The organism is Escherichia sp. KTE172, assembly GCF_000408845.1.
Classification (GTDB): Bacteria; Pseudomonadota; Gammaproteobacteria; order Enterobacterales; family Enterobacteriaceae; genus Escherichia; species Escherichia coli.
The window spans coordinates 1975434-1995494 of record NZ_KE137316.1 but is presented as its reverse complement, the minus strand read 5'-3'; the positions used below and the strand labels follow the sequence as shown (position 1 = coordinate 1995494).

22 protein-coding genes and 2 pseudogenes are annotated in these 20061 nt (G+C 39.5%); 14 read left to right on the top strand and 10 right to left on the bottom strand.

The features are described 5' to 3' along the window. Nucleotides 1-154: 154 nt before the first annotated feature. The 7 genes from G434_RS14270 (at nucleotide 155) to G434_RS14290 (ending at nucleotide 4773) form a co-directional block, all read left to right on the top strand. Entirely contained in the window at nucleotides 155-1336 is a 1182-nt protein-coding gene (locus G434_RS14270) for a PrgH/EprH family type III secretion apparatus protein (RefSeq protein ID WP_001309707.1), read from the top strand. Nucleotides 1337-1349: 13 nt separating this feature from the next. Continuing rightward, entirely contained in the window at nucleotides 1350-1589 is a 240-nt protein-coding gene (locus G434_RS14275; protein ID WP_000796272.1) for a type III secretion system needle complex protein, read from the top strand. Nucleotides 1590-1608: 19 nt separating this feature from the next. Continuing rightward, nucleotides 1609-1941: a type III secretion system inner rod subunit SctI gene (sctI, locus tag G434_RS14280; protein WP_000116710.1), complete on the top strand. Its 333-nt coding sequence runs from the start codon at nucleotides 1609-1611 to the stop codon at nucleotides 1939-1941. Then, on the top strand, nucleotides 1938-2672 hold the full coding sequence (locus G434_RS14285) for an EscJ/YscJ/HrcJ family type III secretion inner membrane ring protein (RefSeq protein ID WP_000875226.1): 735 nt from the start codon (nucleotides 1938-1940) through the stop codon (nucleotides 2670-2672). Before sctI ends, G434_RS14285 begins: the two co-directional genes overlap by 4 nt. A 15-nt stretch (nucleotides 2673-2687) precedes the next feature. Next, a complete protein-coding gene (locus G434_RS27435; RefSeq protein ID WP_001322789.1) occupies nucleotides 2688-3269 on the top strand; it encodes a type III secretion apparatus protein OrgA/MxiK in 582 nt (193 codons plus the stop codon). Further along, the gene (locus G434_RS29085) at nucleotides 3211-3918 is read left to right on the top strand and encodes a hypothetical protein (RefSeq protein ID WP_001227543.1); all 708 of its coding nucleotides are present in this window, start codon (nucleotides 3211-3213) and stop codon (nucleotides 3916-3918) included. The genes G434_RS27435 and G434_RS29085 overlap by 59 nt, the downstream gene beginning before the upstream one ends. Before the next feature lie 222 nt (nucleotides 3919-4140). After that, nucleotides 4141-4773, top strand: a complete 633-nt coding sequence (locus G434_RS14290; protein ID WP_000516283.1) for a LuxR C-terminal-related transcriptional regulator — start codon at nucleotides 4141-4143, stop codon at nucleotides 4771-4773. A gap of 18 nt (nucleotides 4774-4791) precedes the next feature. Here the strand turns inward: G434_RS14290 and G434_RS14295 are convergent, their stop codons facing one another. From G434_RS14295 to G434_RS27430, 3 genes and pseudogenes are all read right to left on the bottom strand, one after another. After that, nucleotides 4792-5295, bottom strand: coding sequence for a lytic transglycosylase domain-containing protein (locus G434_RS14295; RefSeq protein ID WP_001239202.1), 504 nt, complete (start codon nucleotides 5293-5295; stop codon nucleotides 4792-4794). Between the two features lie 83 nt (nucleotides 5296-5378). Continuing rightward, nucleotides 5379-5597, bottom strand: a complete 219-nt coding sequence (locus tag G434_RS14300; protein ID WP_000184106.1) for a hypothetical protein — start codon at nucleotides 5595-5597, stop codon at nucleotides 5379-5381. A 167-nt stretch (nucleotides 5598-5764) separates the two neighbouring features. Next, a pseudogene (locus G434_RS27430) lies at nucleotides 5765-6052 on the bottom strand (transcriptional regulator); the annotation flags it as partial. A gap of 82 nt (nucleotides 6053-6134) precedes the next feature. Here G434_RS27430 and G434_RS14310 point away from each other — a divergent pair. Beyond that, nucleotides 6135-7363, top strand: a protein-coding gene (locus tag G434_RS14310; protein WP_106378881.1) for an IS3 family transposase whose coding sequence is annotated in 2 segments (ribosomal slippage) — nucleotides 6135-6450 and nucleotides 6450-7363 — 1230 coding nt in all. Because the reading frame shifts where the segments join, the coding sequence is not laid out codon by codon here. Nucleotides 7364-7373: 10 nt separating this feature from the next. Here G434_RS14310 and ygeH read toward each other — a convergent pair. The 3 genes and pseudogenes from ygeH to G434_RS14325 form a co-directional block, all read right to left on the bottom strand. Continuing rightward, nucleotides 7374-8477, bottom strand: a pseudogene (gene ygeH / locus G434_RS14315) (HilA family transcriptional regulator YgeH); the annotation flags it as partial. Between the two features lie 334 nt (nucleotides 8478-8811). Beyond that, complete coding sequence (locus G434_RS14320) at nucleotides 8812-9303, bottom strand: tetratricopeptide repeat protein (protein ID WP_001090785.1); 492 nt, start codon at nucleotides 9301-9303, stop codon at nucleotides 8812-8814. 225 nt (nucleotides 9304-9528) lie between these two features. Then, entirely contained in the window at nucleotides 9529-10020 is a 492-nt protein-coding gene (locus G434_RS14325) for a hypothetical protein (protein ID WP_000804519.1), read from the bottom strand. Between the two features lie 429 nt (nucleotides 10021-10449). Here G434_RS14325 and yqeK point away from each other — a divergent pair, with 429 nt between their 5' ends. Both yqeK and G434_RS29080 read left to right on the top strand, forming a co-directional pair. Further along, a complete protein-coding gene (gene yqeK / locus G434_RS14330; protein ID WP_000350603.1) occupies nucleotides 10450-10875 on the top strand; it encodes a protein YqeK in 426 nt (141 codons plus the stop codon). Nucleotides 10876-10910: 35 nt separating this feature from the next. Continuing rightward, nucleotides 10911-10991, top strand: a complete 81-nt coding sequence (locus tag G434_RS29080) for a hypothetical protein (protein ID WP_072132081.1) — start codon at nucleotides 10911-10913, stop codon at nucleotides 10989-10991. Nucleotides 10992-11023: 32 nt separating this feature from the next. On the opposite strand, the gene yqeJ is transcribed toward G434_RS29080, so the two are convergent. The 4 genes from yqeJ to G434_RS14350 all read right to left on the bottom strand — a co-directional run bounded on the left by yqeJ (nucleotide 11024) and on the right by G434_RS14350 (nucleotide 14963). Continuing rightward, nucleotides 11024-11506 (bottom strand): protein YqeJ, encoded by a 483-nt coding sequence (gene yqeJ, locus G434_RS14335; RefSeq protein WP_000568330.1) that lies wholly within the window; start codon nucleotides 11504-11506, stop codon nucleotides 11024-11026. Next, nucleotides 11499-12308, bottom strand: a complete 810-nt coding sequence (locus tag G434_RS14340; RefSeq protein WP_001305806.1) for a winged helix-turn-helix domain-containing protein — start codon at nucleotides 12306-12308, stop codon at nucleotides 11499-11501. The genes yqeJ and G434_RS14340 overlap by 8 nt, the downstream gene beginning before the upstream one ends. 333 nt (nucleotides 12309-12641) lie before the next feature. Next, nucleotides 12642-13274, bottom strand: coding sequence for a helix-turn-helix transcriptional regulator (locus tag G434_RS14345; protein WP_001305805.1), 633 nt, complete (start codon nucleotides 13272-13274; stop codon nucleotides 12642-12644). 459 nt (nucleotides 13275-13733) lie between these two features. Beyond that, nucleotides 13734-14963, bottom strand: a complete 1230-nt coding sequence (locus G434_RS14350; RefSeq protein WP_000065942.1) for an amino acid permease — start codon at nucleotides 14961-14963, stop codon at nucleotides 13734-13736. 255 nt (nucleotides 14964-15218) lie between these two features. On the opposite strand from G434_RS14350, the gene G434_RS14355 reads away from it, so the two are divergent. The 4 genes from G434_RS14355 (at nucleotide 15219) to araE (ending at nucleotide 20048) form a co-directional block, all read left to right on the top strand. Beyond that, complete coding sequence (locus tag G434_RS14355) at nucleotides 15219-16400, top strand: acetyl-CoA C-acetyltransferase (RefSeq protein ID WP_000656042.1); 1182 nt, start codon at nucleotides 15219-15221, stop codon at nucleotides 16398-16400. 287 nt (nucleotides 16401-16687) lie between these two features. Next, nucleotides 16688-17524 (top strand): 5-dehydro-4-deoxy-D-glucuronate isomerase, encoded by an 837-nt coding sequence (gene kduI / locus G434_RS14360; protein ID WP_000383248.1) that lies wholly within the window; start codon nucleotides 16688-16690, stop codon nucleotides 17522-17524. Nucleotides 17525-17553: 29 nt separating this feature from the next. After that, entirely contained in the window at nucleotides 17554-18315 is a 762-nt protein-coding gene (gene kduD, locus G434_RS14365) for a 2-dehydro-3-deoxy-D-gluconate 5-dehydrogenase KduD (protein WP_000603526.1), read from the top strand. Nucleotides 18316-18629: 314 nt separating this feature from the next. Next, entirely contained in the window at nucleotides 18630-20048 is a 1419-nt protein-coding gene (gene araE / locus G434_RS14370; RefSeq protein WP_000256438.1) for an arabinose-proton symporter AraE, read from the top strand. Nucleotides 20049-20061: the final 13 nt, after the last annotated feature.

Below are 20061 nucleotides of genomic sequence, written 5' to 3'. Positions count from 1 at the left end.
CCTTAAATTGCAAATAAAGTTATGTATGTAGGAATTTAAAATGGTTCTCGAAAATTATAATCTTTTTATTGTGTGTCATCATAATTTGGTCATGAAATTTCCGTCTTGTTACACTACTCTAAACTAGAGCTTATGGAATTAGCGGGTGGTATTCATGGAAAATAATGATAAATTCTTATCACAAGACTTATTGGAATCTTATGCCATTCGTTTATTGAGCGGACCATTGAATGGATGCGAGTATGAAATACTTAATGGGCGTGTACTCGTTATCGTTGGTAATGATGTTTCGTTAGGAAGAAGTGATTCTTTTTCTGAGTTACCAGAGAATACGATAGTCATTCCTTATGGAGAGCTTACAGGCAGTTTTGAGGTAATAATCACTACAGACCCTGATCTGGTTGTAACAATCAGAGAATTAACAGCACAAGAATCTGAAGATAGAACGTTAACATTGAATCAGCAAATAGAAGTTTTAGGCCTCAAATTTGCTGTAAAAGTAAAAAATGAAGTTTGGCAGTATTCAATACCAGGTATTGTTGAAAATAACATTACTTCAACAAGACAACATTTCTTTAGAAGTACGCTGTTTAAATATGTAACGCTATTTTTTCTTTTTGCTATCATTTTTATAGCTTTTTATATTGTTAATGCCAGTAATGATCCGCAGCTGAGACATATCGATAAAATTCTTGTAAACAAAAATAGAAATTATGAAATTTTATATGGTAGGGATCATGTCATCTATATCAATACCAATAGTTTGGATGAAGCTGTCTGGGTCAAACAAGCACTGGAAAAAAATCAACCAGGAAAGCCAGTACGGGTGATAAATCCTGATGATGAATCGATACGAATTTTTTCATGGCTTGCTGATAATTTCCCAGATCTACAATATTTTAAACTACAGCTATTAGATGCCAGTAATCCAAGACTGACAGTGAGTAAGCAACGGAATGCTATCACACAGCAACTAATCGATAATCTTATTAAAGGATTACTGCAAACTATGCCATATGCCAGCAATATAAGTATTGCGGTATTAGATGATAATGTATTGGAAAGTCAGGCAATTGAAACATTGTCGGCAATAGGTCTTTCTTATGAAAAATATAAAACAGCTAACAATGTATATTTCAATATCATTGGTACGTTAAGCGACAGTGAATTAAATAAAATTAATAACTATGTCGACGAATATTATAAACAATGGGGTAAACAATATGTAAGATTTAATGTGAATTTGAAAAATCAGGATAAAAATAATAGTTCATTTAGCTACGGAGATAACCGATTCGAGAAGTCTCAAGGTAGCAAGTGGACATTTCAGGAATAATTGAGGAGGACTTATGGCAGATTGGAATGGTTATATTATGGATATCAGCAAACAATTTGATCAGGGCGTTGATGATCTGAACCAACAAGTTGAAAAGGCGTTGGAGGATTTAGCAACCAATCCTTCCGACCCGAAATTCCTTGCCGAATATCAGAGTGCATTAGCTGAGTATACATTATATCGAAATGCGCAATCTAACGTTGTAAAAGCGTATAAAGATCTTGATTCGGCAATCATACAAAACTTCCGCTAAACTGGATAAGGATTTTATTATGTCAGTAAGCAATATGCCACCTATTGATAGAGCTGAGCAATCAGCTGCTCGTGAAATACAGCAAGCGAAAGTTATTGATTTAAATGACCGGGTTCTCAATCTTGATAACCCGGATGATAAAATGATCTCCGCTTTTGCCAACTATGCGGTACAAACTGAAAATTGGCAGCAAAATGCGTTACAAGCATTAAGGTCTGATAAAAAGGGGTTAACTCCTGAAAAATTATTAGTCTTGCAGGATCATGTGCTTAATTATAATGTCGAGGTTTCATTGGTGGGAACATTAGCAAGAAAAATTGTCGCTGCAGTTGAGACGTTGACTCGCTCATGAAATATATATCATTATTCTTGTTTATCCTGCTGTTGTGCGGTTGCAAGCAGCAGGAATTACTGAACCATCTTGATCAACAGCAAGCTAATGATGTCCTTGCTGTTTTACAAAGACATAATATTAATGCTGAGAAGAAGGATCAAGGCAAAACTGGATTTTCAATCTATGTAGAACCAACGGATTTTGCTTCTGCGGTGGATTGGCTAAAAATCTACAATCTCCCGGGTAAGCCTGATATTCAAATATCGCAGATGTTCCCTGCAGATGCACTCGTTTCCTCTCCACGAGCGGAAAAAGCAAGATTGTATTCTGCTATTGAACAGCGTTTAGAGCAATCTCTCAAAATTATGGATGGCATTGTTTCTTCAAGAGTACATGTTAGTTACGATGTTGATACAGGTGATAGTGGCAAAACTGCTTTACCAATTCATATTTCTGTACTTGCTGTATATGAAAAAGATATCAATCCAGAAATAAAAATAAATGACATTAAGAGATTTATTGTTAATAGCTTTGCAAGCGTACAATATGAGAATATTTCAGTCGTATTGTCAAAACGAAGAGATATTATTGAACAAGCACCAACATATGAAATTAACGAACCTATTTTTGCTTATGATAAGACTATGCCGGTTTCTATCTTACTTGCATTAATGTCCATTGCGACTTGCTGGCTGTTATGGAAGTACAGGGCTATTATAACTAATTTAATCAGGTTAAAAAATAAGTAGACATATGAGAACGTTATGAATCTTGCCCTAAGAAAAATTATATATGATCCAATTAGTTATATTCATCCCCAACGAGTAAGTTTGAATAATGCACGTATTAGCAATCCGGTACTTAGATCTATTACCAATGAAATGATACTCCTACAGTACAATCTTTCAGTTGAGCATTTCAGTCTGAATAGTTCACTTATTTACTACATAAACAATTGGAAATTATTTCCATTGATCTGTTTACTCAGTGGTTGTCACTTTTATCGAGAAAGGTTTGCAGAACGCGGATTTTTTTACAAGGTTCCTGATGTGCTAAGGAATTATTTATCAGCTATACCGGTGGAAATAAATGAAAAGGCACGATATAAACCTGGTATCGTTAACTATCAGAATATCATCACATGTGGTTTTTCAACGTTGTTGCCCTATCTAAGGCAACAACCGTTGGCAATGCAGCAACGATTTAATTTATTATTTCCTGATTTTGTTGACCACATACAATTGCCGTTACCACTTGCGTCTACTCTTTTGGAGAGAATTACATTTTATGCGAAAAAAAATAGAGATGAGCTTGATAAACTCTCCTGCAAATGGTGTTGTGATTAAAAGAATAATTTCTGATGGATTGAAAGAAATAGTTTCTCTAAAAGAACAGATCCTTCTTGAAACCACCGCAAAAATTCAGAGTATTGAGGAAAAGAGAGAAGAAAAAGTTATTCAAGGTTATTATGATGGCTATGCGAAAGGCATTATTGATGTGATGGATAATTTTATACCCTTGATAAGTTTGCTGAGCTCAGAATTAGAAAAAAACAGAATAAATATGATAAACGATCTGAAGAGCATATTGTTAAAATCTTCAGAGGAAGTTGAAGTTTTTATCAAAATTTTTGAAAGTTGGGTAACAAAATTACCGTCAATATCAGGCCCTTTAAATCTCTATATACCTACCAGTTTCAAAGATAAGTCTATTGAAGTAGAGTCATATTTTGTCGACAAGTCAATATGGAATGTCCATATTTCATATCATGATGACAAACGTTTTGTTTTTTTTACAGATCAATTTATTGCTGAATTTAGTCCGCAGGAATTTGTGGATAATTGTGAGCAATATTTAATTAGCAATCACTGTTTTTCCCCTGACAAGGTTAATGAAATCTGTGAACATGCCAGACATTATTTAGTTGAAAGAATGTGTGAAATAGATTCTTTGGCTATGAATAATTCTGATTTGACGACCCCAGAGGACTTATAGATCACTGTCTCCGGCTTAATGACTTGAATATAATCTAATTCTAATATTTTAAACGCCTAATGATTTTTCAAAACGGGTGTTATTCTGCTTACGCAAAAATTTTATTATTAATTATATTTCATTATTATTTCATCAATGTATTCTTTGGATTTTGCTTATAATAATAATGGAAGGGATGATTATAAATGAATGCGTTATAGCATTTACACTCAGGATGAATATATGGGAAAGATTAAAATTGTAGTTTCAGATCAGCAGCCGTTTATGATTGATGGGATAATTGGATTTCTCGGACATTATCCCGATTTATATGAGGTTGTTGGGGGCTATAAAGATCTGAAGAAAGCTATCGCGGAGTGTAACAAATCTGCAGCCCAAATATTTATTTTAGGAGAATTTGCAGGTGGAATGATGGGGTCCGAACTCATTAAATGGGTTAAATCGCATAAAATAGATGCTCATATTATTACATTTGTAGCAAAAATGCCGTATATTGATTCAATAAAATTACTTGAAGCCGGTGCAAAAGGATGCGTATGGAAAACCAGTCACCCGGCAAAACTAAATCGCGCTATTGATTCGATTAGTAATGGTTACACTTATTTTGATAGTGTACACATGGATTGTGAAAAAATATCTTCAAGATATTCCTCTGATAATCAACTTACAAATCGTGAGTCTGAAATACTACAACTCATAGCTGATGGAAAAACAAACAAAGAAATCGCTAATTTCTTGCAGTTAAGCAGGAAAACAGTCGAAACTCATAGACTCAATATCATGAAGAAATTAGATGTTCACAGTGGTATCGAGTTGATCAAAACAGCTTTACGTATGGGTGTTTGCACTATATAAAAAAAAGAGGCTTTAGGCTTATTTTGCTAAAGCCTTACGCTTGTCTATTTCATTAAGTCTGGTATATACAACATATATTTTTTTTGCATATTGCAGCCTCTTTTTTTTGTTTTCCATTGCAAAACCCGCGTTATATGTCCCCAGACATTGCCACGTTACCCCACAACGTGAAAAATGATTATATAAAATCTCGGTCCCTATTTTAATGTTCAGACAGGGGTTATCTAACAAATCTCGTTCATCTTTTATTATTCCACGTTTTTTTAACATGGGAATGTGCATCTGGTTTATCTGCATTAAACCATAATCAACACTCTTTATATTGTTTTTCTTATCCCTGTTTTTGCCGATGCTATCATTTTTTAAATTACTTTCAACAAGAGCGATAGCTTTGATCAAATTTGGTTCGATTCTGAAAATTGATCCTGCTTCATTAAAGCAAGCGCTACTGGCGAAAGACATTTTTGTAATTAATATAGAAAACATGAAGATGGATAAGATTTTAACTTTGGGTAAGCGCATATATTTTTATGTGTAGGATTGAAGGAAAGGAACGAGATACTAATATATTCAGTATCTCGTTAATCATTTAAGTGGTCAATTATCTACCATTCCAGTTCATAGTAAGGAGAGATAGGATTATCTTTCGAATACATATCATTTTGAAAAGATGCCATCCATGTTGAAACTATAAATGCTTGTATTTGATCTGTATCAGTAGTACTGGTGGTGATGTGTTTATCTAATGAAACGACTTCATCACCCGTTGCGGTTGCTATATTTAAACTTTGAGAAAAATTATTCATATTGATTGGATTAGTCATAAAGTTCCCTTTTTTATTTGTCCAGGCCAATAGCCTATACACAATACTTTTTAATCTAGAGTATTTGATATATATTGCAATAAGGTAATTATCTTAGATGTTTTCATCTCTGTTGTTTACATAACCAGTTGCATGCATCTAAACAATAAAATTGCGACAATAAAGATTTATCGCATACAAATTCTCGTCAGTTGCTTTAGTTTCAAAATGTTGTCAATTATAACTCGATGGCTTTCACTCGAAGTTTCTTTATAGTAGAGTTTCATGTTGCTTTTGAGCGGGTTAGGCACATACATATCTACACACTCTTTTATCACAACTGCTTTTCGTCTTCTGGGTTCGAGTTGTAGTGATTTGTCTATACAAATCCTTGCCTCTTCAATTCTTTCATTATGAAAATTGACAAGTGCTCTATAGTAGTAGAGAGAGGCTATATCAGTTGTGTGTAGACTGGCCCCCTGAATCTCCAGACAACCAATATCACTTATTTAAGTGATAGTCTTAATACTAGTTTTTAGACTAGTCATTGGAGAACAGATGATTGATGTCTTAGGGCCGGAGAAACGCAGACGGCGTACTACACAGGAAAAGATCGCTATCGTTCAGCAGAGCTTTGAACCGGGAATGACGGTCTCCCTTGTTGCCCGGCAACATGGTGTGGCAGCCAGCCAGCTATTTCTCTGGCGTAAGCAATACCAGGAGGGAAGTCTTACTGCTGTGGCTGCCGGAGAACAGGTCGTTCCTGCCTCTGAACTTGCTGCCGCCATGAAGCAGATTAAAGAACTCCAGCGTCTGCTCGGCAAAAAAACGATGGAAAATGAACTCCTTAAAGAAGCCGTTGAATATGGGCGAGCAAAAAAGTGGATAGCGCACGCGCCCTTATTGCCCGGGGATGGGGAGTAAGCTTCGTCAGCCGTTGTCTCCGGGTGTCGCGTGCGCAGTTGCACGTCATTCTCAGACGAGCCGATGACTGGAAGGACGGCCGCCGCAGCCGTCACACGGATGATACGGATGTGCTTCGCCGTATACACCATGTTATCGGAGAGCTACCCACATATGGTTATCGTCGGGTATGGGCGCTGCTTCGCAGACAAACAGAACTTGATGGTATGCCTGCGATCAATGCCAAACGTGTTTACCGGATCATGCGCCAGAATGCGCTGTTGCTTGAGCGAAAACCCGCTGTACCGCCATCGAAACGGGCACATACCGGCAGAGTGGCTGTGAAAGAAAGTAATCAGCGATGGTGCTCTGACGGGTTTGAGTTCCGCTGTGATAACGGAGAAAAACTGCGGGTCACGTTCGCGCTGGACTGCTGTGACCGTGAGGCACTGCACTGGGCGGTCACAACGGGTGGCTTCGACAGTGAAACAGTACAGGACGTCATGCTGGGAGCAGTGGAACGCCGCTTTGGCAGCGAGCTTCCGGCGTCTCCAGTGGAGTGGCTGACGGATAATGGTTCATGCTACCGGGCGAATGAAACACGTCAGTTCGCCAGGATGTTGGGACTTGAACCGAAGAACACGGCAGTGCGGAGTCCGGAGAGTAACGGAATAGCAGAGAGCTTCGTGAAAACGATAAAGCGTGACTACATCAGTATCATGCCCAAACCAGACGGGTTAACGGCAGCAAAGAACCTTGCAGAGGCGTTCGAGCATTATAACGAATGGCATCCGCATAGTGCGCTGGGTTATCGCTCGCCACGGGAATATCTGCGGCAGTGGGCCAGTGATGGGTTAAGTGATAACAGGTGTCTGGAAATATAGGGGCAAATCCAGTGTGTATCTTAGCCTGTTCAAATAAGATATGAGATACTTTTGCTTGTCCAGACAGACCAGTTATCAGTCCCATAATAGCTAAAATTTTTCCATCGACATTGGTTATGTCTGATACATAATGTAAAAGCTCTAATGCTTTTTGAGCAGCAAGTTCAAGTTCATATTTTCCATGAAGTGCCAAAGACATATGGCATTCCGCTAGCAGACAATAACATTCTGTTTTTAGCGTCTGTATATCACTTTTATTTTGTAATCCATCAAATATAGTCATAGCCCTGTAAATGCTTTCAGATGTAAACTCGTAAAGTTCTTTCTTACCAGCCAACAGTTCATCTGATAAATAATGATTCTTGTAACCTTGATCTGATTTAGCTAATCTTACAGATCGCTCTGGATTATGTACCGTTTGAAGGATATTATCTATAATAAATTGTGATGTGTTATTTAGTTCATCAACAGGAAGATGATTACTGGCGATGAGGAAAAGATTTTTAGCGTCGATCAGTTCAATGTATAAAGTTTTCACCGCGTTATTCTGGTTTATTCTTCCTGTAACGAAATAATCTGGCTTGAATCTTCTCAAGAATGAATTTTGCGATATGTGATCATTACAAAAATTTGTCGCAGCCATCGGATAGGTATAAAGGCCATCGATTTTTTTATTCGAAATGTTTTGCACTAATTCCTGATTAAGTATTAATGGATCCAGGGTATTCACTGAAGTGGTGAAAGGAAATATAGCTATGGAATAGTCTGAAGTGTTATCTTCATTTCTTTTAGTTTTGAAAACCTGTCCACTGAAACGATAACCTTTCCGGTAGATTGTTTCTATGCAACGATCATAGCCAATTTTTTCAAAAATGCAGCGCAAAGAATAGATACATCTTGTCAGGGACTCGTCACTTACAATAATATTTTTCCATACTGATTCGATGATCATATCTTTCAGGACAACATGACCAGCGGATTCAAGTAATACGATCAATACTCCTAACTCTTTCGGTGGAATATAAATCTGCTCATTTCCTTGAGTAAGAATTCCATCTTCCGTGAGCGTTAATCCCTCAAGAAAATGATATGAAAATTTATTTTCTAAGTCCATTAGTTAACCTCTATGAAAAAATTGGTTTCTTGCATCCTGCATAAGCAATAGAAATTGTGGCTATTCATATTTATGTGTCATTAATGCTATAGGAGTTTACATTCGACATATCTATGGTTGTGTTCACTAATTTATCTTAGGAATTCAGTGATGTAATCTGAAATAGCCTTATTCAATTTTGATAAAATAGATTGTTCTCTAACGCGTTGAAAAATAATAATTTATAGTGTGTTCTTAACTGTTTTAAGATGTTGATTTAAGAAAACATAAGAGAAGATGGTCATAGTGGTTAACTGCACTATAACCAGCAATTTTAACCAAATGATTGTAATGCTTAGCCATTATCTTCTGAATTATCGGTTAAGAGTTCAATATATGCCTGCGCTTTGCTCTTAACACTTTCATCCTCACAATTGTTAATAATATGATAGAAACATTGCATTGCGTTATCGATATTTTTAGCCCCAATTTGACATTGACCCATACGATAAATAACTGAATAGTCATCATACGGGGAGTAATTGTAACTTAGTTTGTAAAGGTCATATGCTTGTTGATATTTCTTTTTTGACTGGCATACTGATGCAAAACCTTTTAGATATTCATGATTTTCGAACGCATAAATGCACAGAAATTTATAATAAATTTCTGCGTCCGTTATATTACCTTTTTCATGGTAGTCGAATGCATATGCATATATTCTATCAAGGATATCAGGAGTCAATCCATGTAGTAATGCCAGATTTTCTCCTTGTGATAATGCGTGTTTTAGTTGACTTGCCCATTCATCACTGTTATTGAATATTTCAAGTGTATCTGTGTTCATAATATTCCTCTGTGATGTGTTTCGTGATGCTAAATTATTATTAATTGACTCATTATTTTTTTGCATTTATCTTTTTTGAATTATGAGTTTTAAGCTTGTATTGCTTATGGGTATATTGGTTCATTATTAGTAAAAATACTGACCACTATAAACCAATAATGTCATTAGTTGTTTTGCTAATATTCACCTTATTAGTCATCTTATTTACGACATTTCATAAATGCCTTAATATGCATGACCTTGATTCATATTATCAATTTCCATTTTTTCGATGAAAATTAAAAAGGGGATTTTTGCGAAGGGTAGTAAATCGTCTGGTTTTTTTTCTTTATTATGTCTGGTGACGAGGGGGGATAGAACGTCGGTGCATATAGTAGAGAATTTATTCAGGTCTAAATTATTCTCTATTTTGGCCAGTTTTATGAGTTCATTTGTAGCCATACTCATTAAATCATCTGTTATCGGAAATTTATATATGCTCATAGCCGATAATATTGCTTGCTGAATTATTTCTTCAGAAATATCCGCTATCTTTATTGACAAATCATGTGTTAGATATTTTCCTCCAAGAGATTCTTGTTCAATATAATTTAAACCAGACCTCATCGTAATTTTAACTGGATTCACGTATTTCTCTTCATTTTTCTTATTTTTGTTCTCCTGATCAGGAACTAATGGTTGCAGTGGTAGGCTATTATTAATATTTCGTGGCTTCATTTTACATTTCTCTCATTTGATTAGAGCAAAATCCGAATTCGCAGCTTCTGATAATGTCAAATATCACCTTTTCTCATGCTTTATTCTATCAAAAATCGCTCATTTTTACTTTTTTTACCATAATGTTACCTAGTAGCATCGGCAATTTACATAACTTACATGTTGTTTTTTATGTCCTGAAAAAACAGATAGATAGTGTGCACACTCGAAATGATATTGGTAACATAAATAGCTTTATTCGTGACAAACATCTCAAAAGATTTCCTTTATTATTTTCGAAATTCATTTGATCAAGGTTATCACCTTATGGAGACGTTACGTAGAATGACTATATTTGTTATCGGCACATTAGGGGTATTAAATTTAGTATTGATGGAAGGTGATTATTGAACAGTAACATCGAGTCACGGTAAAAATGTGAGGTATATAATGGACATTGAGTTTTCGCAGATTCATGAAATGGTCTATATGCATGATATTGTAAATTCGGACTCGAAAAAGAAACCAAGGATTCCGTTAAAAAAATTCCTTAATGCTGAGAAGGTTCTCACGCAAACAACATCATGGGCACTAAATTCAAGATATGTGAATGTTAATTCTGTCAGTAAAGTCAACGTAAAGAGTAAAGTTAAAAACAGTTATATCTCACGATCTGTCAATGATGAGTTTAGTTTAACAGATGATGAAATCAATTCTTTTAAAGAAACGTTAGTCCTTTCCTCTATTGATTCTCTAAGTAAACTGGTTCTTAATAATCCTCTTTCTGTATTGTTTACATCGACTGTACGAAGGAATAATAATAGAGCTAAGATGAATGTTGAGTTCGACTCATGGATTTGCACCAGATGTTGTTGATACATGATATTTTACATTGCAAGGTGATATCTAAAATGAAAGATGTTGATCAAAACTTTGATGCTTTATACTGGCATATACTACAAGCATATTTAATTTTATTGTTTTATGATTAACGAGGTTCCATCTTTTTGTTATCTATTTAAGTTTACCTTGCACAATGCATTATTGCTCTGTTACCAATACTCAAAATAAAAGCATGCTTACCTTGCTTTAGTATATTATAGCTTACACTTTTTTCTGGAAAGACATAAAAATCAGGAATAAGTTCTGCAAGTCTATCATCATCGACTTGATCCATGATCTCAAATTTATTAACTTTCTTTGATGTTAAATGGGCTGTGTCATAGTTTTCAATCCATGTGTATTCAATATTTCGCCGTATTGACTTACTTTCTCTGTTACCCTGTTGCCAGGTTCCGCTCAACGCAACAGTTCCTGTTTTATTTTTTTTGTTATACATAAAGTCGATGGTAAGATTTGCTCGCCCCTTGTCATTAAAAATTACCCAATTTGCAGTGCATGTTTCATTATATATCATTTTTTCTGCAGTATAAGAGTAAACAATGAAGAGAATAAACCCACTGATAAAAACTAAAATAAATAATAAGTTTTTTTTATAATCAATCACGATTAACCTCACGGTAAGACAGGGTTAAACAGCCTGCCACTTCATGTTGGTTATAGTTTTTATTGCATGCCATAACAATCATCCCTGGTGAGGATTTTGCAAGAGGGAAGTATAACCACGGATATTTTTTACAGTTAATCCCCGAATCCAGTATCCGTGTCTTATATTTATCGAACTCTTTCAACCCATCAATTGTATCTTCTGTCACATTAAAATGGCAGCCATTAATTTCCGCAACAGTCTTGTAATCCTTGAAGAATGGCTTCGGTTGATTATTATTCCATAGCCAATGTGCAGAATATACGCCTATAGCAAATATGCTCAACATAATTAGATAACTTTTTATATGTTTGAGGATTTTGTTATTGAAATTGTTTGCGCCACTAATGCTCTCTTTGTACCCCGCATTACCTTTTACGGCAGGTGGGGCATTGTGTGTATGTGCGTCTGTTGAAGAGTTTATTGCATGATTTTGTATGTTAATGTCATTATGAATCTTGAATCCTCTTCTCGGCACGGTTGCAATAAGCGAGTGGGTGGTATCACCAACAGCGCGAAATCCGCGTCTGATAATGGATATGTTCTGATATAACGTGTTAGTTGGCACACGCATACCTTCTTCTTCCCAGACTCTGGTGAAAAAATCTTGTTGTGCAACCACATCAGGAAAAGCTTCAAGTAGAAGTGATAAACAACGACTGGCTGGCGTTGTCAGAACGACGTTAAGATCGGCGTTATGTACCGATATTAATTTTCGGTGCTCAGGCCAGAACTCGATATTATCGTTAATAATCCAGTACATACGTCAATAGACACTAAATCAATCGAAATGGAAATCACATAGTTTGCTAAGTATATTGGTATTTACGGCATAAATATATATTAATTTTATATTTATCATAATGATTGAAATGAGGCTTTAATGTCGCAACCTAAAACTTTACGTAAATTAACATGATTAACATTTATGCCACTATTGTTTGTAAATTCATATTTCGTAATGCTTCTGAATTTTTCGTGTGATGGTTTTAAATACCATGTTGTTTACTCTTGGGGTTACTGCTTATTTGTAAAATACGGGCATTTCAATAGATGCCCGTATAAGCAGAGTATGATTCTGGCAGATTATTGAGTATCAATGTTGGACCGAATGTGAACGAATAAATAACTCGTTTATTTTACCACCCATTCTCTTTTCGATTCGTTGCTTGTACGCGTAGATGCTACGGATATCCATATCCAGAACTTCAGCAATCTGATATGGATTATAACCAGAAACCATATACCCCATTATGGTGAATTCCATCTGAGTTAATGTGTTCCCTCTGGTAAATGATAAATAACGACCAATAAATAGTTGTCTGATCTTTTCGTTGGCAACATCAAGACCATCATCATTATATATGACAGCAGATATTGCAGAGTTGTGTTTTCGCCAGTAGTTAGCTAACGATTGCATATTTCGGTCGCTGACTAAAACAATCCCCATGTCAGTACTTGCAAGATAGTCAATCCAGTCTTTTTCAAGGAATAGACGTAAAAAACTTACTGAAAAATCGACAAAAATATATCCGCTTAATCTCGCATTGTGGTTTTTTGTTAAAATACCTTCCACCACACCACGATTAAAATATGAACTTTCTTCGGGCCACATACAAAAACACGAGTTTGCGCAATACTGCAAACGCGGTGACTCTTCTGGCATTATTTGGCAATGCATTGAGCAACTATTGCATGTAAGACTTTTATAACGACTACAAAGCCCCATGTTAAGAACCTCCCTATCCGTATATAATTGCATAATTTCATTGGTTATTGATGATGTCAATACACCATGATTTTGTAAATTTGCTGGGAAAAATTGCGATTAATCTGAATTTGCTATAATTCTGAGTAAAGCATTTAAAAATGCATTTCTCGTTATTAAATATGATTATGTTTCACTGATTTAATCTTACCTGGTTGATGGTGGTTCAGATAACTATCTCATGGTATGAGAATATCTATATCGCAAATTGTTTTTGAATGACCAGAAGATATCTTGCGAATCTAAGTTATGCATCTTAAATAGTCTTATTTAAGATGTTCAGATCTCTTTGTGTGTTTAACTAACTGATAATACTAGGATATGACGAGAGAAGTGATAGAGCGGAATTATAACAAATGAACATTATGAAAACTGGAATGGTTCAAAATTGTAGCAATTTTGAACCATTCACAATGGATATTAGCTAAAGAACATTACCGATACGCACAAGATACCCACGATCAGCGTAATCAGATTTCCGATGGAACGCCAGGGTTTAAGCGCCGGGATGAGATACGTTGACAGCGTAGGCATGATGAAAAGTATCATGGCAATGAGCGGGCCGCTGATCGCGTAAATCATCGAAATCGCGTTCGGGTTAATGCAACAAACAATGAAGGTAATCAGCGATACCAACATAATTGATAGTGCGCGGTTAAATGCCCGACTTTTCTTTACACCAACCTGCTGTAGTGTTGTTTTGACGACCTCTGTGGCACCTTCAATAACGCCAAAGTACGTACCCAGGAATGATTTCGACATCGCAACTACTGCGACAATAATCCCGGAAATTGACAACCATGCTGGGGCGTTCGGCAGCATAGAAAGCGCCGATAAAATGGTAACCCCTTCTTCTTTAGCCGCTTCAATATACGAAGGTGGAATAGAAAGCAGGCAGCTAAAGACAAAGAACAGTACACTTATGCAGATGATGAGATAAGCGACTTTCATAATTTTTTTGCATTTATCCATAGCATGTTCGCCATATTTTTCACGTCTGTCTATGGCAAACGTAGAAATAATGGGCGTATGGCTAAAGGCGAAAACCATCACGGGAATCGATATCCATATCTGGTGAAGGGTATTCTGATTGAACTCTATCTGGGTAGTTAATAGATCAGGTTGCCAACTACCGACCAGGTAAATAGAAAGAAATAAGAAATAGGCAATCAATGGGAATACCAAAAATCCCATTACCCGAATAGTGGCATGGCGTCCCATCAGAAAAATGAGATTCAGGATTAATACAACACCCAGACTCACCAACATACGGATGCGAAGATCAATAACCATATGCTTTGCCAGCTGTTCCGTAAGTGAGTTGGTAATTGCCACGGCATATATCAACACGACGACAAAAAAGGCGATGAAGTACAGCGTGGTAATCAGATTACCAATCTTCTTGCCATAGTAGTGTGTTACCGCGCCCGTTATCCCTTCACCTGCTGATGTTTTTGATGAGAGGATGAACTGGCATAAGGCTTTATGTGGCCAATATGTTAAAGGCCAGGCGACCAGAGCAGTAATAAACAGGACCACAGCCCCTGCCGAACCTAACTGAATAGGAAGGAAGAGCGTGCCTGCACCAACGGCTGTGCCGTAGAGCGCGAAACTCCACAGAGTTTCTTCTTTTGACCAAATATTAGACATTATCTGAACGTATCATCTACAAATTAAACAAATTGGAGGGCAATTTACCATAAACCAGGTTAAGTATGGGAGATTAACGCCCTTTCTACCTCTCTATTGGTGGGTTAGTGGTTGCAAACCTTACGTGCCAGTTATGTCTCTGACTGCTGGTCAGGCGTATTCCCTTTGTGATAAAAATCACTTTTTTTTAAACAATTAAGATAACTGTAATTAACAATCATTTACTATTGCACTGTTAATTGGTGCGAGGTTGTGATGAAAGACGTTGTGATTGTCGGGGCGTTACGGACACCTATCGGCTGCTTTCGTGGTGCGTTAGCGGGTCATTCCGCCGTGGAACTTGGCAGCCTGGTCGTGAAAGCATTAATAGAACGTACCGGTGTTTCTGAATATGCGGTGGATGAAGTGATTCTTGGTCAGGTGTTGACTGCAGGGGCAGGGCAGAATCCGGCAAGGCAATCGGCTATTAAAGGTGGTCTTCCTAACAGCGTTTCTGCAATCACGATTAATGACGTTTGCGGTTCCGGGCTTAAAGCACTGCATCTGGCTACTCAGGCGATACAGTGTGGCGAGGCTGATATTGTCATCGCCGGTGGTCAGGAAAACATGAGTCGCGCACCACATGTTCTGACTGATAGCCGCACCGGTGCACAGCTTGGCAATAGCCAGTTGGTTGATAGTCTTGTGCACGATGGGTTGTGGGATGCCTTCAATGATTATCATATTGGTGTCACCGCCGAAAATCTGGCTCGCGAATATGGCATCAGCCGTCAGTTGCAGGATGCTTACGCACTTAGCTCGCAACAAAAAGCGCGAGCGGCGATTGACGCCGGACGATTTAAAGATGAGATCGTCCCGGTAATGACCCAAAGTAACGGTCAGACGTTGGTTGTAGATACCGATGAACAGCCACGCACTGACGCCAGTGCAGAAGGCTTAGCCCGTTTAAATCCTTCATTTGATAGTCTCGGCTCTGTGACAGCGGGTAATGCATCATCCATAAACGATGGCGCAGCTGCAGTAATGATGATGAGCGAAGCCAAAGCACGAGCGTTGAATTTACCCGTGCTGGCCCGCATCCGCGCATTTGCCAGCGTTGGTGTAGATCCGGCATTGATGGGAATTGCGCCGGTGTATGCGACCCGCCGTTGCCTGGAGCGTGTTGGCTGGCAGTTGGCTGATGTCGATCTTATCGAGGCTAATGAAGCGTTTGCTGCACAGGCGCTTTCGGTTGGCAAGATGCTTGAATGGGATGAGCGTCGGGTCAATGTCAATGGTGGCGCGATCGCACTCGGTCACCCAATAGGCGCTTCCGGTTGCCGAATCCTCGTTTCTCTGGTTCATGAAATGGTGAAACGTAATGCCCGCAAAGGACTGGCTACGCTTTGTATCGGCGGGGGCCAGGGCGTGGCATTGACCATTGAACGTGACGAATAGCTCTGCATTTCCTCCTTACCGATAAATATCAGCCGTCATCAATCTGTTGAATAATGGTGGCTGGCGAGTCGACATACATTTTCAGGGCTCCCTGATTTTTCCATTTTCATGACATATTCGTGATCGACACTGCACTTTTTTCAGTCCTTAACTTAAAAAATGAAACATTGTTTTATTTTTAATTGAAAACCCTATCCCCTGGGCATATCATCCCCTTATAGAGAAAACGAAACAGCGTTTCACTATCGTTTTCTATTTTCACGCTTCACTGATTATCGGAGGTTGATGTGGACGTAAGACAGAGCATCCACAGTGCGCATGCAAAAACGCTGGATACCCAGGGGCTGCGCAATGAATTTTTGGTTGAAAAGGTATTTGTCGCCGATGAGTACACCATGGTTTACAGCCACATTGACCGTATAATTGTTGGCGGCATTATGCCGGTAACTAAAACGGTTTCCGTTGGCGGGGAAGTTGGTAAACAACTCGGCGTAAGCTATTTCCTGGAACGTCGCGAGTTAGGTGTTATCAATATTGGCGGTGCCGGTACGATTACCGTCGATGGTCAATGCTATGAAATCGGTCACCGCGACGCCCTGTATGTTGGTAAAGGCGCAAAAGAAGTTGTCTTTGCCAGTATTGATACCGCTACTCCGGCGAAGTTTTATTACAATTGCGCACCTGCGCATACGACGTATCCCACCAAAAAAGTCACACCGGACGAAGTATCTCCAGTCACGTTAGGCGATAACCTCACCAGTAACCGTCGCACGATTAACAAATATTTTGTCCCGGATGTACTGGAAACCTGCCAATTGAGTATGGGGCTGACGGAGCTGGCTCCGGGTAACTTGTGGAACACCATGCCGTGTCACACCCACGAGCGCCGGATGGAAGTTTATTTCTATTTCAATATGGATGATGACGCCTGCGTTTTCCACATGATGGGGCAGCCGCAAGAAACGCGTCATATTGTGATGCATAACGAGCAGGCGGTGATCTCCCCGAGCTGGTCGATCCATTCCGGTGTCGGAACCAAAGCTTATACCTTTATCTGGGGCATGGTCGGTGAAAACCAGGTCTTTGATGATATGGACCATGTGGCCGTTAAAGATTTGCGCTAGTTGTGGGCATAAACGAATAAGGTATTGTTATGATTTTAAGTGCATTTTCTCTCGAAGGTAAAGTTGCGGTCGTCACTGGTTGTGATACTGGACTGGGTCAGGGGATGGCGTTGGGGCTGGCGCAAGCGGGCTGTGACATTGTGGGCATTAACATCGTCGAACCGACTGAAACCATCAAGCAGGTCACGGCGCTGGGGCGTCGTTTTTTAAGCCTGACCGCCGATCTGCGAAAGATTGATGGCATTCCTGGACTGCTGGATCGCGCGGTAGCGGAGTTTGGTCATATTGATATCCTGGTGAATAACGCCGGATTGATTCGGCGCGAAGATGCTCTCGAGTTCAGCGAAAAAGACTGGGACGATGTCATGAACCTGAATATCAAGAGCGTATTCTTCATGTCTCAGGCTGCGGCGAAACACTTTATCGCGCAAGGCAATGGCGGCAAGATTATCAATATCGCGTCAATGCTCTCCTTCCAGGGCGGGATCCGTGTGCCTTCTTATACCGCATCAAAAAGCGGCGTGATGGGCGTGACGCGATTGATGGCGAATGAATGGGCTAAACACAACATTAATGTTAATGCGATAGCTCCGGGTTACATGGCGACCAACAATACTCAACAACTACGGGCAGATGAACAACGTAGCGCGGAAATTCTCGACCGTATTCCAGCTGGCCGTTGGGGACTGCCGAGTGACCTGATGGGGCCGGTAGTGTTTCTTGCCTCCAGTGCTTCAGATTATGTGAATGGTTATACCATTGCCGTGGATGGCGGTTGGCTGGCTCGTTAATCCATTCTTCTTACTTTTATGACCCTGCCGCATGGCAGGGTTTTTTATACCTGTAGATCATCATAATCCATATCATGGTTATGAAATAATCCATATCAATTATCAATTAATGAACTTTATGAATTTTATCTGCTTTAAAATTAGGTGGTTAATAATAATCTCAATAATTCAACTTAATTTGAAAATTGGAATATCCATCACATAACGACATGTCGCAGCAATTTAATCCATATTTATGCTATTTCCGACCTGACACCTGTGTGAATTGTTCACGTATTTTTTCACTATGTCTTACTCTCTGCTGGCAGGAAAAAATGGTTACTATCAATACGGAATCTGCTTTAACGCCACGTTCTTTGCGGGATACGCGGCGTATGAATATGTTTGTTTCGGTAGCTGCTGCGGTCGCAGGATTGTTATTTGGTCTTGATATCGGCGTAATCGCCGGAGCCTTGCCGTTCATTACCGATCACTTTGTGCTGACCAGCCGTTTGCAGGAATGGGTGGTCAGTAGCATGATGCTCGGCGCAGCAATTGGTGCGCTGTTTAATGGTTGGCTGTCGTTCCGCCTGGGGCGTAAATACAGCCTGATGGCGGGGGCCATCCTGTTTGTGCTCGGCTCGATAGGGTCCGCTTTTGCGACCAGCGTAGAGATGTTAATCGCCGCTCGTGTGGTGCTGGGCATTGCTGTCGGGATCGCGTCTTACACCGCTCCTCTGTATCTTTCTGAAATGGCAAGTGAAAACGTTCGCGGTAAGATGATCAGTATGTACCAGTTGATGGTCACACTCGGCATCGTGCTGGCGTTTTTATCCGATACAGCGTTCAGTTATAGCGGTAACTGGCGCGCAATGTTGGGGGTTCTTGCTTTACCAGCAGTCCTGCTGATTATTCTGGTGGTCTTCCTGCCAAATAGCCCGCGCTGGCTGGCGGAAAAGGGGCGTCATATTGAGGCGGAAGAAGTGTTGCGTATGCTGCGCGATACGTCGGAAAAAGCGCGAGAAGAACTCAACGAAATTCGTGAAAGCCTGAAGTTAAAACAGGGCGGTTGGGCACTGTTTAAGATCAACCGTAACGTCCGTCGTGCTGTGTTTCTCGGTATGTTGTTGCAGGCGATGCAGCAGTTTACCGGTATGAACATCATCATGTACTACGCGCCGCGTATCTTCAAAATGGCGGGCTTTACGACCACAGAACAACAGATGATTGCGACTCTGGTCGTGGGGCTGACCTTTATGTTCGCCACCTTCATTGCGGTTTTTACGGTAGATAAAGCAGGGCGTAAACCGGCTCTGAAAATTGGTTTCAGCGTGATGGCGTTAGGCACTCTGGTGCTGGGCTATTGCCTGATGCAGTTTGATAACGGTACGGCTTCCAGTGGCTTGTCCTGGCTCTCTGTTGGCATGACGATGATGTGTATTGCCGGTTATGCGATGAGCGCCGCGCCAGTGGTGTGGATCTTGTGCTCTGAAATTCAGCCGCTGAAATGCCGCGATTTCGGTATTACCTGTTCGACCACCACGAACTGGGTGTCGAATATGATTATCGGCGCGACCTTCCTGACGCTGCTCGACAGCATTGGCGCTGCCGGTACGTTCTGGCTCTACACTGCGCTGAACATTGCGTTTGTGGGCATCACTTTCTGGCTCATTCCGGAAACCAAAAATGTCACCCTGGAACATATCGAACGCAAACTGATGGCAGGCGAGAAGTTGAGAAATATCGGCGTCTGATTTCACGGGCCGG